The sequence below is a fragment of the Roseburia inulinivorans DSM 16841 genome (genome assembly GCF_000174195.1).
Lineage (GTDB): Bacteria > Bacillota > Clostridia > Lachnospirales > Lachnospiraceae > Roseburia > Roseburia inulinivorans.
In genome coordinates, this window is sequence record NZ_ACFY01000140.1 from 1 (window position 1) to 15487 (window position 15487).

Sequence of the window (15487 nt, forward strand, 5' to 3'; positions counted from 1 at the left end):
TTCATTTTGGCTTGTACTATTTATATTCTAGCACCACTGCTGGTCACTTTATTATTTAAAGAGACCACTAAGCTATTCTTTAATTTTATATATCGTTTTGTTTCCTTCTCCAGTTTTTTCTATAAAATCCGCATTTATCATTTTATCTATTAACTTTCTTGCTCCAGTTCTAGATCTGTAGTTACAGGTTTCCATTACTTTTTGCATTGAAACACTTCCATTTTGCCGGATATAAGCAAGTACTTTGTCAACTTTCGACATAGTTGTTATTGTCTCTGCTTCATCACTCTCAGTTGTGTTTCTTATATCAGCAACTCCCGGAATATATATCACTTGTCCAACTTCGAGCTTTAATGTTACCCTGTCACTGCGCTCTGAGAAATCAAATTCCGGTTTTTTCCAGTTTTGTTCTGCCCATGCAGTCATAATCTTATCGACACCACTTCCGGCACGCTCACCAACATTTACAAAACCAAACATTTTTAAGATATTCGGATTTCGTGGATCACTATTGCCACCAGCATAAAATTCTTCTTTTGTTACCCTGATAGTATATCCATCATTCCTTTTATAATTTTGCCATCAAATCTACTTTTAATGCTTTCTTCTTTCACTTGATAAAAAGTATAAACCATTTTGTCTTTATTTGACAGTGGTAATCGAAATAAAGAGACCAGAATTTCTCCGGTCTCTAAAAGATTTACACCTCTTCAACAAACACAATACCATAGATTTTCTCAGATGCCAGTTCATTCATCTTATCTATTTCACATCCAGTCTGTTCCATCAGTTTTTCCAGTTGCTCCTTTGTGCACTGATATGCATAGCTTCCCCAGTCCACCTGCTTTCCATTGTCAAAAAGCTTATTGGCTATATCAAGAAATTCCCATCCTCCAAGTTTATATACTCGATTGTTCTCAACTAATATATTGTATGGATCTTTATTCTCGTTCCTCTGTCAATCCTCTCATGCGGGCGTTGCTTCTGCTTCGCACCGGATATTCTTTTCTATGACTTTCCCTGACATAATTAGCATCTATGTAAGAATCAATATCACCTCTTGCAATTTTGCCGATATTTGCTCTTTCTGCGAGAAGCTTTTCTTTTCCTGCTGCTTCATATATTGCTAAGTCAGTGCCACTTGCGCATATTGGATTTGGATTGGCAGTATTCACGATTACATCTGCTTTTACCTTTGTTATATCGTTGCGGACAATCTTAAATGGCATTGTGGCACCTCCTATTTTCTAATTCTCATCCAATCTGCAATAACATTATCTTCCCCTCTTGTACTTGTACCCCAATACCCCGGATGTGCTACAGAATATATATATGTTTCTCCATAAATATAAGGTTCTCCAGTTCCTATAAGTTCAGATACTCTATTGCAGGAAAACTTTTTATCAATCAGAGTTCGTATTACAACCACAGATGTATCAAGCCCCAGACAGATTATGTTTTCCGGCTCTATAATGTCAATCAATGATTTTATTTCAGCTGCATCATTTGCCAATATCTTTCTGGTCATATTTCCAGAATACTTATCTCTGCGATAGCCCAAATTACAATTGCAGAAAAACAAATCTGGATATTTTTTCTTGTCAATTTCATTTTTACCAAGCAGTTCAAAGTATCCGACAATATTTTTATCCGTCTGTGAATCCCTTGCTTTCAAGTTCACTTTATCATGGAACATCACATCTATACCATCATTCATCTTACGGACATTTGCAATCGTACCCTTTATCTCTTCCTTTTCAGGCGGTCCGAAATCCTGACCTATCAGCATATATTTAATATGTGGTGTGTTCTTAGCATATATAGGATTTTTTCGATATTTGTTTTTTACATTTTCTATCAGGCTGCAATAATCTGCGGATTTTTTAGCATTCATTTTATGCATTCATCTTCTCCCATGTTTTTCCATCCTGCGCCATATTCGTCAGCTTCCTTGTGACTGCCGCTTCATCCTCTACGATTGCTACTGTAATCAAAATGTTCTCCCCAATACAAAAAATCCACTATACTAAATCTGTTTCAGTATAGCGGATTCTTTATAAAAATACAATTGATTCAATTTGATTGGCTAATTACTATAACTTTTATCTCGCAAAGGCACTGGCTCCGCCTGCGATACAGCCTCCATCGCAGAGAATGTCTGTGCCGGTCAGATAACTTAACCTCTCATCGATCAGTGCAACATAAAGCGGTGCAATCTCCTCCGGGAGTCCATTTCTCTTGATTGCCGCAAATTTCAGATAGGTGGACGCTTCCTCTTTTTCGAGATTTCCGAGCGGTGTCTCAAAGTTTCCTGGCGTAATACTTAACACCCGGGCATTCTTTCTGGCAAAACGTGCTGCATCCTGCTTTGCAAACCAGATAGTAAAATGCTTACTCATACTGTAGGCGACACCCTCTCTTGTTTTCCGTGGAAACATTTTTACTTTTTTCATCATTTTATCCATAAAAAGCTTCCGGTCTGTACATGCAAGCGGATAAACCCTTTTTGGCATAATAAACGACGGTGCCATGTAAGCAGAAGTGGAACTTGTGTCGATCACACAGCCGCCCTCTGCGATCACTTCAAAAAATGCATCGTTGATATTGACGGTTCCAAGTGCGTTTGCCTGCATGATTTTCTCCGCATCTCCCATATGCGGACTCATTCCGGCAATATGCAACACGGCCTTTACTGCCCCACATTCTGCCGCATGCCTTGCCAATGCAAAGCAGTGTTCCCTGTCTGAAACGTCACAGCTATACGCTTCTGCTTCGCATCCGTCTTTTCTCAATTCTTCTACTGCACCTGCAAGTTTTTTTCATTTCGTCCAACTATCATTACATAGTACCCTTTTTTTGCTGCCTCTTTTGCAGCTGCAAAACCGATTCCGGAGCCGCCTCCGGTTACAACACATACTTTTTTCATATCACAAAAATCTCCGTTATAAACTTTTTTCCTTTCCACTGCCTTTTATGCAATTTTTCCTTCTGCTCTAAGCCACACTGCCTCATCATGCAATGTCTCCGCATAGCTTCTTGTATGATAGCCCAGTTCCTTTTCTGCCTTGGAATAGTCAAATGCATTATTGCGTTCCAGATTGTAGACAGAAAATGTCGTCATCAATGCTTTCGCACCGGTTTTCGCTGCCTTTCTCTCCATCTGCTTTGCGAGCAGTTTTGCCAATCCGAGCGGCAGATAAAATTTACAGGTACCACAGTGAAGATCTTTGTCTAACAGTTCACACATTTTCTTTAACGTTACTTCCTCATTTCCAAGAATGTAACATTCGCCTTTTCGTCCTCTATCGGCTGCTGCGATACAGCCCGCTGCAAGGTCACGCACGTCACAGAGGTTAAAACTTCCGCCCATGCCGATCGGCATTTCGCCATTGATGATTTTAATAATGGTTCCTGTAGTCTCCCCCACTGCATAGTCCTGTGGCCCTAAAATACCACTCGGGTGTACGACGCATGCGTTTAATCCTTCCTTTTTCACTGCATCCAAAACAGCCTGTGTTGCCATCGCCTTGGTCTTGCTGTACCAGCCCACGACTTTCTCTGCATCAAACTCATTTACCTCTTTGATCTTCTGTCCCTTTGGAAGTTCCGGAATCGCTCCGGTAGAACTTACGTAGACAAGGTTTTTGCACTCTTTGTGTTCTAAACATTTCTGGATGATATTTTTGGTTCCACCCACATTCACATCCACAAGTTTCTGGTTAAAATCAGGATTGACACTGACCATGCTTGCCACATGGAGCACGATCGTCTCTGTTCCCTCCGGTGCTTTGAAAAAGTTTTCGAGTGAATCGATATCACAGAGATCTCCCTTTACAATCTCTGCCTCTTTTGGAATATATTTGATTGCCGGATCACCATCAAGAACAAATGCTCTTACTTTTTCTCCACGCTCCAACAACTGATGACATACATGACTTCCTAAAAATCCTGCTGCTCCTGTTACTAAATATAATGTTTCGCTCATTTTATGTTTCCTCTCTTTTTTGTAATGATCTGTGTTTCATTCGTTGTCTGTATCATAGAGAGGATTTGTTTGCGAATTGCTTCTGTTTTGTTTCGGAATTATTAAAATGTATTTCTCCTGGCTTGCCACAATCGTGCCACCGTATTTTTCCGTCAGATGCTTTACAGCTATAACAGCGCATGCCCTTTCTCGCACACTTTTTCCGCCTCATCAAGCTTTGCCTCAATGAGAGGCTTCACTTTCTCCGCTCTCCACTTTTTCACATTTTTATAAAGCGGATATGCGATTCCCCACAGAAAAATCCCGGGATTGCAAGCAAAATCATCAGCCAAATGATCGGTTTTGCAGCCGTCACAGCGAATACCGAACCCGCCATAAATGCACAGCCTGAAACCCCACTGGTCAGTGCCGCGATCATTGCAAAAGATTCTGTGGAATTTTCGAGCGCCGCAATCTCACCCATGCACGCCTCAAAATGTCTCTGTAACCGTGTCAGTTCCATTTTATTTAAAACTGCCCTGCTCCGCTTTAAATGGATTGTTACTTTTCCCATTCCTTTTTCTATGGGTACATTGGAATCTACCTTCCATCCAAAATGCTCGTAGCCATCCATATACTGTGACATCTGATTCTCGGCGACCGTCACTTTCGTATAATCAAAACTCTCAAACTCACTCATTTTTCTACGCTTTCCCAGAAATTCGCTTTCTGTCTGTTATCCAATATTCTACCTTTTCGGAATGATCACCGTAAACTTACTGCCGCGTCCCGGTTCGCTTTCCACTTCGATTTTATAATCATTTAACTGCAAAACACGCAGGGAAAGTGCCAGTCCAAGTCCATTTCCAGCCATTGCGTGGGACGTATCCCCCTGATAAAATTTTTCAAAAATATGTTTCCTTGTCTCTTCCGTCATTCCGCAGCCGTTATCCTCCACCGACACACGGATCTCAGAATCATCCGACTGCTCGGTCAGCTTTATCGTTCCTCCCGGTTCTGTGAACTTCACTGCATTGGAAAAAAGGTTATTCCAGACTAACTCCATCAACGCAGCGTCTGCCGTGATCTTTACAGAATCTTCCATATCTGCATCAAATCCAATATCTTTTTTCTCCCACACCGGCTCATAATTCACGGCACATTCCGCAAGCTGTCCACACAGATCGTACTCTTCTGCTACCGGCGTGATCGCCTGTTTTTCAAGCTTGTTCAGTTTTAAAATATTACTGATAAGTTCCGACAGACGCTTTGTAGTCTGAAAGATCACTTCGGCATATTCTTTTTGTTTCTCCGGCGTCTTTTCCATACAGAGCAGCTCCGCATTGTTCTGGATAATTGCAAGCGGCGTCTTGATCTCATGGGAAACATTGGAGAAAAAGTCTGTTTTCAACGTCTCAATGCTGCCGAGTTCCTCCACCATTTTATTAAAATCAATGATCATGACATCCAGATAATCCAGCCGGTCAGCGGTGTGAAGTGTTGGAACATACACTGAAAAATCGCCCTCTGCCACTTTTTTAGTTGCATCTGCCAGGTCATGCATCGGCTTTTCATAGCTTTTCCGGATCACATTTTTCGTAAAAAGTGTCAATCCAACTGCCACAACAGTCCAGTAACCAAGCGGTAAAATCACCTGTATGATTTTGTTCCACCCCAGTGCATTCATACCTACGATAATTCCTGTATGAATACCGGACATTAACAGCAATACGAGAAAATACACCAGAAACAGGGAAGATGGAAAACGGTCATTTTTGATTGTATTGGTATGGTTCAATTTGTTCATGGTTTCAGGCAGTCCCTTTCTATAGCAATACCGCTTTGTATCCAAGTCCACGCACGGTTTTGATCTCGAATCCATCGCAGGTGGAAAACTTGTCGCGGAGCTTTGTCACATAGACATCCACAGCCCGCAGGCTCGTTCCCGAATCAAGCCCCCAGAACTCATCCATAAGCTGTGCCCTTGTAAATGTTTTTTCGGGTAAGACAACAGTTTATATAAAATATTGAATTCGCGTGTTGTGACCGGTATCTCCTCCCCATTTATCGTTGCAGTCATGCCGTCCGCATCCATCTCCAGATTTCCGACAATAAGTTTGCGCTCCATCTCAATATTACTTCTCCGGAGCAGTGCCCTCACACGCATCTCAAGTTCTGCTAACTCCACCGGTTTTACCATATAATCATCAATTCCAACTAAAAATCCTTTCCGTTTGGAAGGAAGATCATCCTTAGCCGACATGAAAAGGATCGGGATCTGTTTATTGACCTGACGCACTGTCTCCGCAAATTCAAATCCGTCGATCTCCGGCATCATAATGTCGGAAATGATCAGCTCGTAGAGATTGTTATACATCTCGTCATAGGCTTCGTTCGCACTCAAAACGCCTTTTGCCTCAAATCCACAGTCATTTAAATAGGTGCAGACCGTCTGGTTTAAATTTTTATCATCATCCACTACAAGAATGTGTATCATTTTTCTGTTCCTTTCTGGTTTCTATCATTGTCCATTGATTACATCATAACATATATTATTTTGAATTTGTTTGAGTTTTGTTTCAGAATTGTTAATAGAAGAAAATCTGATCGTTTTCAATTATTTTAATAGCGCTTGCATAACGAAAAAATCCGCTTATAATAAAAGTCAAAAAGTTAAATAGGAGGAGAAGGATCATATGACACCAAAAGCAAAATATTACGAAACACTCGCCAATACCATGATCAAAAATTTTGAAAAAAGAAGAATGGAAGCATACTACTGCCCGTCCGCAAAAGAAGCCGTAGAGAAAGCACTTTCTTTCCTGCCATCCGGTGCAGTCGTGGCTCACGGCGGCTCCATGACACTAGAGGAAACCGGCATGATGGATGCACTGCGTTCAGCCGATATTGAGTTTTTAGACCGGGCTGTCTGTAAGACGCCGGAAGATTCCAGAAAAATATTCCACGACGCACTGATGGCTGACTACTATTTCATGAGCACCAACGCCATGACAATTGATGGAGAATTAGTCAATATCGATGGTAATGGAAACCGGGTCGCTGCTTTGATCTATGGTCCTGAAAATGTCATTATTCTTGCCGGAATGAACAAGGTTGCAAAGGACGTTGCAGAAGCTGTTGACCGTGTCCACTTAACCGCAACTCCTATGAACTGCGTACGTCTGAACAAGCAGACACCATGTGCTGTCACCGGAGTCTGTGCCGACTGCCTCTCTCCTGACTGTATCTGCAATCAGGTCGTGATCACAAGACGAAGCGGTATTCAGGGAAGGATTAAAGTTATTTTAATTGGAGAGGAACTTGGCTACTAAAAGATACTAAAGGCACTTTTTTATGGAGTATAACCACTCTTGTATCCACAATAAGCAAAGGGACGCATAAAATACCCTCCTTACTGGTTTGTCCAGTAAAGAGGGTATTTTCATGCGTCCTTTTGCTTATTTACAGATATCCCCGTAGCACTCCGGTCTTCTGTCCCGGAAGATTCCCCATGAAAGACGGTTCTCCTGCATTTCATTTAAGTCGAACGTTGCAAGTATCACCTGTTCCGTCTTGCGATCTGCCTCTGCCACAAGTTCTCCGGTCTGGTCTGTGATAAAAGAGGATCCGTAAAATGTAAGTGCTGATCTCTGTCCGCCGTTTTCCTCACATGGAACTACTTCTTCTGTTCCGATACGGTTTGCTGCGATCACCGGCATGAGGTTTGCTGCTGCATGTCCCTGCATCGCCCTTCTCCAGTGCGGCATGCTGTCACACTCTAAGATTGGTTCACTGCCGATTGCGGTCGGGTAAAAGAGCAGCTCTGCTCCTTTGACCGCCATGGCTCTTGCTGTCTCCGGAAACCACTGATCCCAGCAGATGCCGACACCGATTTTTCCATACGCTGTATCAAACACTTGAAATCCGGTATCTCCCGGAACAAAGTAAAATTTTTCCTGATAATAATGGTCATCCGGGATATGTGTCTTGCGGTATATGCCAAGATTGCTTCCGTCTGCATCGATCACTGCAACAGTATTGAACAGGCGGTTCACATCCTTTTCATAAAAGCTGACCGGGATCACAACAGACAATTCCTTTGCCAGTACAGAAAAATGTTTTACCGCATCATTTTCATTCACTTTTTTTGCAAATTCATAGTATTCATATCTGCGTTCCTGACAAAAATACTGTCTTTCAAAAAGCTCCGGCAAAAGGATGATCTGTGCTCCTTTTTCTGCCGCTTCCCGGACAAGTGCATCTGCCTTTGCGATATTTTCTTCCACATGTGTGCTGCATTTCATCTGAACTGCGGCTACTGTGACGTTACGTTTTCTGCTCATAATATGCTGTCTCCCGCTTCTTAATATTTTCCATGCTTTTTCGTTCTATTCCTGTTTATTCTGAAATCCGGCATTTTTATCTTTCCATCTGTCTTGCAACGATACTTTATATGATTTCCTGCTATCCGTCATCTGCGTACCGGTATCTGCTGTGTGATGCAGTGGATATTGCCACCGCCAATGATGATCTCCCTTGCAAAGACTGGCACGATCTCACGCTCCGGGAACAGCTTCTGCAATAAATCTGTTGCCAGAACATCATGCTCGTCTCCAAACTGCGGCACAAGCACAACCTGATTTCCAATATAAAAATTCACATAGCTTGCAGCTAACCGTTCTCCTGCTTCTCTTGTATCCTCGCCTTCTTCAAACACGTAACCTGCCAGTTCTTTTTCCGTAATACAGACCGGTTTCTTCGGGATCAGCATTTTATGCACACGGAACTTCCTTCCTTTGGCGTCTGTCTCCTGTTCAAGAACCTTAAGATCTTCCGCTGAAAGTGCGTACTGCGGATCACTCTCGTCATCTGTCCATGCAAGGACAACCTCACCCGGTTTTATAAATGCACAGACATTGTCTACATGTTCATTTGTTTCATCCTGATAGATTCCGTTTGGAAGCCAGATGATCTTCTCTGCGCCGAGATATTCCTGCAATTTTGCTTCGATCTGCTCTTTCGTAAGTTCCGGATTTCTTCCCTTACTGAGCAGACAGGCTTCCGTTGCGATCACCGTTCCCTGTCCGTCTGAATGGATGGAACCGCCTTCCAGCACAAAAGGAGCCGCATCATAATAATCATAACCGGTCAGTTTACAAAATTCTTCTGCAACCTTATCATCCTTTTGCCAGTCCTGATAAAGACCATCATAGGTTCCGCCCCAGGCATTAAAGCTCCAGTTGACCCCACGGACTTCTTTTCCATCCGTCACAAAGGTTGGTCCGACATCCCTTGCCCATGCATCGTCTGTCGGAATTGTTAAAATTTCTACATTCTCACACAGCAGCTCTCTTGCCGCCGCTTCCGTTTCCGGTTCTGTCAGCATATATACTTTTTCTGTCTCTGCCAGCTTATTGGCAATCTCTGCAAATACTTTTCCGGCTTCTTTTGCCTCATATGGCCAGGAACCCGGACGTTTCGGCCAGATTAAGATCACACCATCCTGCGGTTCAAATTCCCCCGGCATATAAAATCCATCCTGATGCGGAGTTCTGTTTTCTATCTTCATACTTCTGTTTTCCTGCCTTTTCCGTGTTGTCTTTTCATGAATCATAGCTTCATCCTGTCACATGTTCTTCCATCCGGCCGGATTTTCTCATGACAGTCTTCCTTTAAAATCCTCATAAGAAAAACTGCGGATCACTTTACATTCACCACTCTCATCCATCACTGCGATATCCGGCAGCGGGATTCCGTTAAATGTATTGTTTTTCACCATGGAGTAAATCGCCATATCCTCAAAATACAGTCTGTCATCCACTTTTTTCTCTTCGTCAAAAGAATAATCCCCGATAATATCGCCTGCAAGGCAGGTATAGGAAGATAACCGGTAAGTATACTTCTTTTCCTCCGGCATTCCCGAACTGCGAAGTGGCGGACGATACGGCATTTCCAGCACATCCGGCATATGGCATGCTGCGGATGCGTCCAGAATCAACGTCTGTATATCGTTATCTACCACATCCATAACGGTTGTGGCAAGATATCCGGCATTCAATGCAATCGCTTCGCCCGGTTCTAAATAAATGTCAAGATCATATTTTTCCTTCATGTGCAGAATGCATTTTTCTAACAGTCCGATGTCATAATCTGCTCTTGTAATATGGTGTCCGCCGCCAAAATTCAGCCATTTCATTTTGTAAAGATAACTGCCGAATTTTTCTTCTACCGCCTCTAAGGTTTTTGCAAGATCATCCGCATTCTGCTCACAGAGCGTGTGAAAATGCAGTCCATCCACATAATCATACATCTCATCCGTAAACTGCTCTTTAAAATGCGCAATTGTCACACCGAGACGCGAACCCTTTGCACATGGATCATAGATCGCATGATCCCCCTGTGTGGAACACTCCGGGTTAATACGGATTCCCACGCTGGTCTCTTTGCAGAAATTTTTATATTTTTCCAGCTGGGAAAAAGAATTAAAAACCATGTGATCGCAGATTTTAACCAGTTCCTTCACGTCCTCTTCTTTATATGCCGGAGCAAATACATGGTTTTCTTTTCCCATTTCCTCTTTTCCGAGACGAGCCTCAAAAAGTCCGCTTGCCGTTGTTCCACTGATATACTGACCGATCAGCGGGTATTCGTAAAAGCAGGAAAAGGCTTTCTGTGCAAGAAGGATTTTACATCCGGTATCCTTTTCCACTTTCTGGAGAATGGAAAGATTTTTTTTCAGCTGTTTTTCATCTATGACATAGCACGGTGTTTTTAATTCTTCAATTCTCATTCTGTCTGTTCATTCCTTTTTCTGTCATTTCACATGAGAAGGACATTTTTCCTTCTTCTTGAAGTAGGTTCTTACTCAACTTCCTGCGGATTCTCGCAGACTACCCAAGGAAGTCCCCATTTATTCAGTGCTTCCATATATGGATCCGGATCAAACTCCTCTACATTGAATACGCCAGGTTTTTTCCAGAGTCCCTCTACTACCATCATTGTTCCGATCATAGCCGGAACTCCTGTTGTGTAGGAGATTGCCTGAGAACCAACCTCTTTGTAGCACTCCTGATGATCGCATACATTGTAAATGTAGATGGTCTTTTCTTTTCCGTCTTTTACACCTTTGAAAATACATCCGATGTTTGTTTTTCCTACCGTTCTTGGTCCAAGGCTTGCAGGATCCGGCAATAATGCTTTTAAGAACTGGATCGGCACGATCTCTTTTCCTTCAAAGTTGATCGGTGTTGTGGAAAGCATTCCAACGTTTTCCAGACATTTCATATGTGTTAAATAACTCTGTCCGAATGTCATGAAGAAACGGATTCTCTTGATTCCCGGAATATTTTTTGCAAGTGATTCAATCTCCTCATGATGAAGCAGATACATATCTTTTTCTCCAACTTCCGGAAAATCATATTCACGCTTAATAGACATTGGCTCTACTTCTACCCAATGGCCATCTTCCCAATAAGAACCCATTGCAGATACTTCTCTTAAATTGATCTCAGGATTAAAGTTTGTTGCAAATGGATAGCCATGGTCACCGCCGTTGCAGTCTAAAATATCAATGTAGTGGATCTCATCGAAATAATGTTTTAATGCATATGCGGAATAAACACTTGTCACACCCGGATCAAATCCGCTTCCGAGGATTGCTGTAATACCTGCATCTTCAAACTTTTTCTTGTAAGCCCACTGCCAGGAATAATCAAAGTATGCTGTAAATCCCTCTTTCTTGCAGCGCTCTTCGTAGATTTTTCTCCATTCCGGATCATCTGTGTTCTCTGCTTCGTAGTTTGCAGTATCAATGTAATCCACTCCTGTTGCAAGGCAGGCATCCATGATGGTCAGATCCTGATATGGAAGTGCCACATTTAAAACTGCATCCGGTTTATATTCGTTGATCAGTGCGATCAGTTCCTCTGTGTTGTCAGCATCTACCTGTGCGGTTGTGATGACTGTTTTGGTTGTCGGCTGTAATTTTTCTTTCATTGCATCGCATTTGGATTTTGTCCTGCTAGCGATCATAATCTCAGTGAAAACATCACTGTTCTGACAACATTTTGCGATTGCTACGGAAGCTACGCCTCCACATCCGATAATCATTACCTTGCTCATTTTTTTCTCTCCTTTTTTTACGTTATTGTTTTTTAGATAATTGCGAAACTCCTTCCTACTCTTCTTTCAATTGTTCAATTTAGGTTTTTATGAGTTTTGCAATTATCCATGTCATTATTTACTTAATATATTTTTCTACCGGTCTTCCTCGTCCTCTAACATATCTTCTAAATATTTTGGGAGCATGAAGGCTCCCCGGTGAAGATTCGTTGTGTAATATCTTGTTTTGATATGTAATTTTTTCCACTCTTTCACGCGCAGATTGTTGAGTGGGTGATATTTTTTGGAAGCAAATCCAAACAGCCAGTAGCCGGACGAACACGTCGGGATATGTGCCTGATATACACGGCTTACCGGAAATGCCCGGAATGCCTTGCGGTGCATCTTCATGCACTCTTCCTTATCCTCATCATAAAATGGACTTCCATGCTGATAAACCATGATTCCGTCCTCTTTTAACGCCTTATAGCAGCTTCCGTAAAATTCCTTGGTAAAAAGTCCCTCAGTATGCCCAAATGGATCGGTTGCGTCATTGATGATCAGATCATACTCCTCCGTTTTGTTTCTCAGGAAACGAAGTCCATCCTGATAATACACATTCACACGCGGATCATCCAGACCACAGGCAAGCTCCGGGAAATGCTCCCGGCAGACTTCCACTAACATCTCATCCGGTTCCACAACATCAATCTTTTCTATGGAATCATACTGTGTCAGTTCTTTTGCAACGCCGCCATCACCGCCACCGATGATCAGCACGTGACGCACGTCCGGATGTACTGCCATCGGCACATGCGTTACCATCTCGTCATAAATAAATTCATCCTTTTCCGAAAAAAGGATATCTCCATCCAAAGCCAGAAACTTGCCAAATTCTACCGATTCCAGAACATCGATCCTCTGGCAGTCACTGTTACCGCTGAATAATTGTTTTTCGATTCTCATTGAGAGCTTTACATTCGATGTGTGAAGCTCCGAAAACCACATTTCCATTTTTCTGCTTCTCCTTCCCTGTCCCGGTTTCCACCGTTTTCTCCGGGATCACTCATCTCTTACACCAGCACCATCAGATGTTCCACTGCCGGATCTTCCGTTCCCTGCATGGAGCAGCCTTTTTCCTTCGCATAAATGATATATTCGATGATTTCATCTGTAATCATCTCACCCGGTGCCAGGATTGGGATTCCCGGCGGATAGCACATGACAAATTCACCGGAAATACAGCCGCTGGTCTCACGGATCTGAAGGGATTTCTTTTCCGCATAGAAAGCTTCCTGTGGTGAACGGATGACTTTCGGTGCTATATATTCACCGGATAAAAGTCCTGCCTTATCTTTTTTATACAGTCTTGCGATATCTGCCAGCGCCCCCACCAGGCGCTCAATATCCTGTGTCCGGTCTCCAATGGAAATATAGGCCAAAATATTACAGATATCCCCAAATTCGATCTGAATATCATATTCATCGCGAAGAAGATCATACACTTCGATCCCTGCCAGCCCGATACCAAGCGTGTAGATAGAAAGCTTTGTCACATCATAGTCGTAGATGCTGGTTCCGTTGATCAGATCCTTCCCATAAGCATAATATCCACCGATATTGTTGATCTCATTTCTTGCATATTCTGCCATCTCGGACACTTTGGCAAAGGATTCCTCACCTCTTAACGCAAGGTTTCTTCTTGAAATATCAAGGCTTGACAGAAGAAGATACGATGCGCTTGTAGTCTGTGTGAGATTGATGATCTGTCTGACATAATCTGCATTGACACCTTTGTTTACAAGCAGAATGGAGCTCTGCGTCAGGCTTCCACCGGACTTATGCATGGAAATTGCTGCCAGATCAGCACCGGCTTCCATGCCTGAAACCGGAAGGTTTTTTCCAAAATACAAGTGTGTTCCATGTGCCTCGTCTGCGAGCACTTTCATGCCATGCGCATGTGCAAGCTTTACGATAGAACGGATATCCGAACAGATACCGTAATAAGTCGGATTGTTCACAAGCACTGCAACTGCATCCGGGTTCTCTTTGATCGCCTGCTCTACACACGGCACTTCCATTCCAAGAGAAATTCCGAGTTTTGGATTCACTTCCGGATTCACATAAACCGGAATTGCTCCGCAAAGCACCAGTGCATTGATGGCACTTTTATGTACATTTCGCGGAAGGATAATTTTATCCCCTCTCTTACAGACTGACAAAATCATGCTCTGCACTGCAGAAGTAGTTCCTCCCACCATCAAAAATGCATGTTCTGCATGAAATGCATCTGCTGCAAGTTCCTCCGCATCTCTTATAACCGATACCGGATGACAGAGGTTATCGAGTGGCTTCATGGAATTCACATCGATCCCTACACATTTTTCCCCTAATAATTCCACTAATTCAGGATTGCCACGGCCCCGCTTATGCCCCGGCACATCGAATGGTACGACACGCTGTTTCCTGAATTTTTCCAGTGCTTCATAAATGGGAGCTCTTTTCTGATCTTCTCTGTTCATAACTTTCTCCATTGCAATTTATAATTTTAAGATAATCATTTTCACATTTTATGTAATAGAAATGATGTTTTCGATTACATAAAAAAGAGACAACTGCCTGAGCAATCATCTCTGTTGACCTTCGTTCTCCATATTGGAATCCTTTTTACTCTCGATGCGATCCCAAATATCGTTTTTCAAAGAATCCGTTGCCTGCCGCTCTCTGCTTTCTGCCTTTGTCTGCATCGCAACTGCAAATATATGTCACTCTTATTGACCGTTTCACAAGATGATGTGCTTACACACTGATTATAAAGTAATCAACTTATAAAATTTGAGCTTCTGACTCAATCAATAACGTGGTCTCCTCACCACACCGGCAACCGACCCGCCTGTCCGTTAGGCTGCCTCAGTAATCTGAGTGGTCATACATTTGCATGAAAAAACGATTTTTATTTTTCACACGAAAAAAAGTCTATCATACACATATTTCAGTGTCAAGATATTTATGATATTAATTGTATTTTTTTGTTTTCTAATTGTAAACTTCAGGTAAAACGATCCAATAAAAAACTGATTCTGACAAACTGACTTTAAATTTCAAAAAAAGAAGCTACCGCATACACGATAGCTTCTTTTACATACATTAATTGTATTTTCTTTTTCTTGCTGCTTCAGATTTTTTCTTACGTCTTACGCTTGGTTTCTCGTAATGTTCTCTTTTACGAATCTCCTGCTGGATACCTGCTTTAGCACAGTTTCTCTTAAATCTACGTAAAGCGCTATCTAAAGTCTCGTTCTCTTTTACTATTACACTAGACATTATCTCACACCTAACCTCCCTCCAGTTGCGTATTGTGCATATTCAACTGTTTGGGTAAATTTCATTGCACTATAAGTTATTATAGCATAAAAAATGTTC

General features: G+C 42.3%; 14 protein-coding genes and 3 pseudogenes. 1 reads left to right on the forward strand and 16 read right to left on the reverse strand.

The genetic code is table 11. The features are described from left to right. Positions 1-72 precede the first annotated feature (72 nt). From ROSEINA2194_RS14250 to ROSEINA2194_RS14285, 9 genes and pseudogenes are all read right to left on the reverse strand, one after another. Positions 73-552, reverse strand: a pseudogene (locus tag ROSEINA2194_RS14250) (ATP-binding protein); the annotation flags it as partial. Positions 553-700: 148 nt separating this feature from the next. Continuing rightward, on the reverse strand, positions 701-841 hold the full coding sequence (locus tag ROSEINA2194_RS21270; RefSeq protein ID WP_007888689.1) for a hypothetical protein: 141 nt from the start codon (positions 839-841) through the stop codon (positions 701-703). A gap of 100 nt (positions 842-941) precedes the next feature. After that, positions 942-1229, reverse strand: coding sequence for a macro domain-containing protein (locus ROSEINA2194_RS22195; protein WP_007888690.1), 288 nt, complete (start codon positions 1227-1229; stop codon positions 942-944). Positions 1230-1240: 11 nt separating this feature from the next. Further along, the gene (locus tag ROSEINA2194_RS14260) at positions 1241-1903 is read right to left on the reverse strand and encodes a hypothetical protein (protein WP_007888691.1); all 663 of its coding nucleotides are present in this window, start codon (positions 1901-1903) and stop codon (positions 1241-1243) included. Between the two features lie 199 nt (positions 1904-2102). Continuing rightward, a pseudogene (locus ROSEINA2194_RS14265) lies at positions 2103-2926 on the reverse strand (SDR family oxidoreductase). A gap of 45 nt (positions 2927-2971) precedes the next feature. Then, positions 2972-3985 carry an NAD-dependent epimerase/dehydratase family protein gene (locus ROSEINA2194_RS14270; protein WP_007888697.1) on the reverse strand — a complete coding sequence of 338 codons (1014 nt, stop codon included), beginning with the start codon at positions 3983-3985 and terminating at the stop codon, positions 2972-2974. A gap of 259 nt (positions 3986-4244) precedes the next feature. Then, entirely contained in the window at positions 4245-4664 is a 420-nt protein-coding gene (locus ROSEINA2194_RS14275) for a hypothetical protein (RefSeq protein ID WP_007888700.1), read from the reverse strand. A 48-nt stretch (positions 4665-4712) separates the two neighbouring features. Then, positions 4713-5771 carry a sensor histidine kinase gene (locus ROSEINA2194_RS14280; RefSeq protein ID WP_007888702.1) on the reverse strand — a complete coding sequence of 353 codons (1059 nt, stop codon included), beginning with the start codon at positions 5769-5771 and terminating at the stop codon, positions 4713-4715. 19 nt (positions 5772-5790) lie between these two features. Beyond that, positions 5791-6461 (reverse strand): annotated as a pseudogene (locus tag ROSEINA2194_RS14285) (response regulator transcription factor). Between the two features lie 199 nt (positions 6462-6660). On the opposite strand from ROSEINA2194_RS14285, the gene ROSEINA2194_RS14290 reads away from it, so the two are divergent. Continuing rightward, a complete protein-coding gene (locus ROSEINA2194_RS14290; RefSeq protein ID WP_007888707.1) occupies positions 6661-7296 on the forward strand; it encodes a lactate utilization protein in 636 nt (211 codons plus the stop codon). Positions 7297-7422: 126 nt separating this feature from the next. On the opposite strand, the gene aguB is transcribed toward ROSEINA2194_RS14290, so the two are convergent. The 7 genes from aguB to rpsU form a co-directional block, all read right to left on the reverse strand. Then, positions 7423-8307, reverse strand: a complete 885-nt coding sequence (gene aguB, locus ROSEINA2194_RS14295) for an N-carbamoylputrescine amidase (RefSeq protein WP_007888708.1) — start codon at positions 8305-8307, stop codon at positions 7423-7425. Between the two features lie 128 nt (positions 8308-8435). Then, complete coding sequence (aguA, locus tag ROSEINA2194_RS14300) at positions 8436-9533, reverse strand: agmatine deiminase (protein ID WP_021923094.1); 1098 nt, start codon at positions 9531-9533, stop codon at positions 8436-8438. 87 nt (positions 9534-9620) lie between these two features. Next, positions 9621-10754 carry a carboxynorspermidine decarboxylase gene (nspC, locus tag ROSEINA2194_RS14305; RefSeq protein WP_007888718.1) on the reverse strand — a complete coding sequence of 378 codons (1134 nt, stop codon included), beginning with the start codon at positions 10752-10754 and terminating at the stop codon, positions 9621-9623. Between the two features lie 71 nt (positions 10755-10825). Further along, the gene (locus ROSEINA2194_RS14310) at positions 10826-12085 is read right to left on the reverse strand and encodes a saccharopine dehydrogenase family protein (RefSeq protein ID WP_007888721.1); all 1260 of its coding nucleotides are present in this window, start codon (positions 12083-12085) and stop codon (positions 10826-10828) included. A 135-nt stretch (positions 12086-12220) separates the two neighbouring features. Next, complete coding sequence (gene speE / locus ROSEINA2194_RS14315; protein WP_007888724.1) at positions 12221-13078, reverse strand: polyamine aminopropyltransferase; 858 nt, start codon at positions 13076-13078, stop codon at positions 12221-12223. A 59-nt stretch (positions 13079-13137) separates the two neighbouring features. After that, on the reverse strand, positions 13138-14586 hold the full coding sequence (locus ROSEINA2194_RS14320; RefSeq protein WP_021923097.1) for an aminotransferase class I/II-fold pyridoxal phosphate-dependent enzyme: 1449 nt from the start codon (positions 14584-14586) through the stop codon (positions 13138-13140). A gap of 625 nt (positions 14587-15211) precedes the next feature. Beyond that, positions 15212-15388 carry a 30S ribosomal protein S21 gene (gene rpsU / locus ROSEINA2194_RS14325; RefSeq protein WP_007888736.1) on the reverse strand — a complete coding sequence of 59 codons (177 nt, stop codon included), beginning with the start codon at positions 15386-15388 and terminating at the stop codon, positions 15212-15214. Positions 15389-15487: the final 99 nt, after the last annotated feature.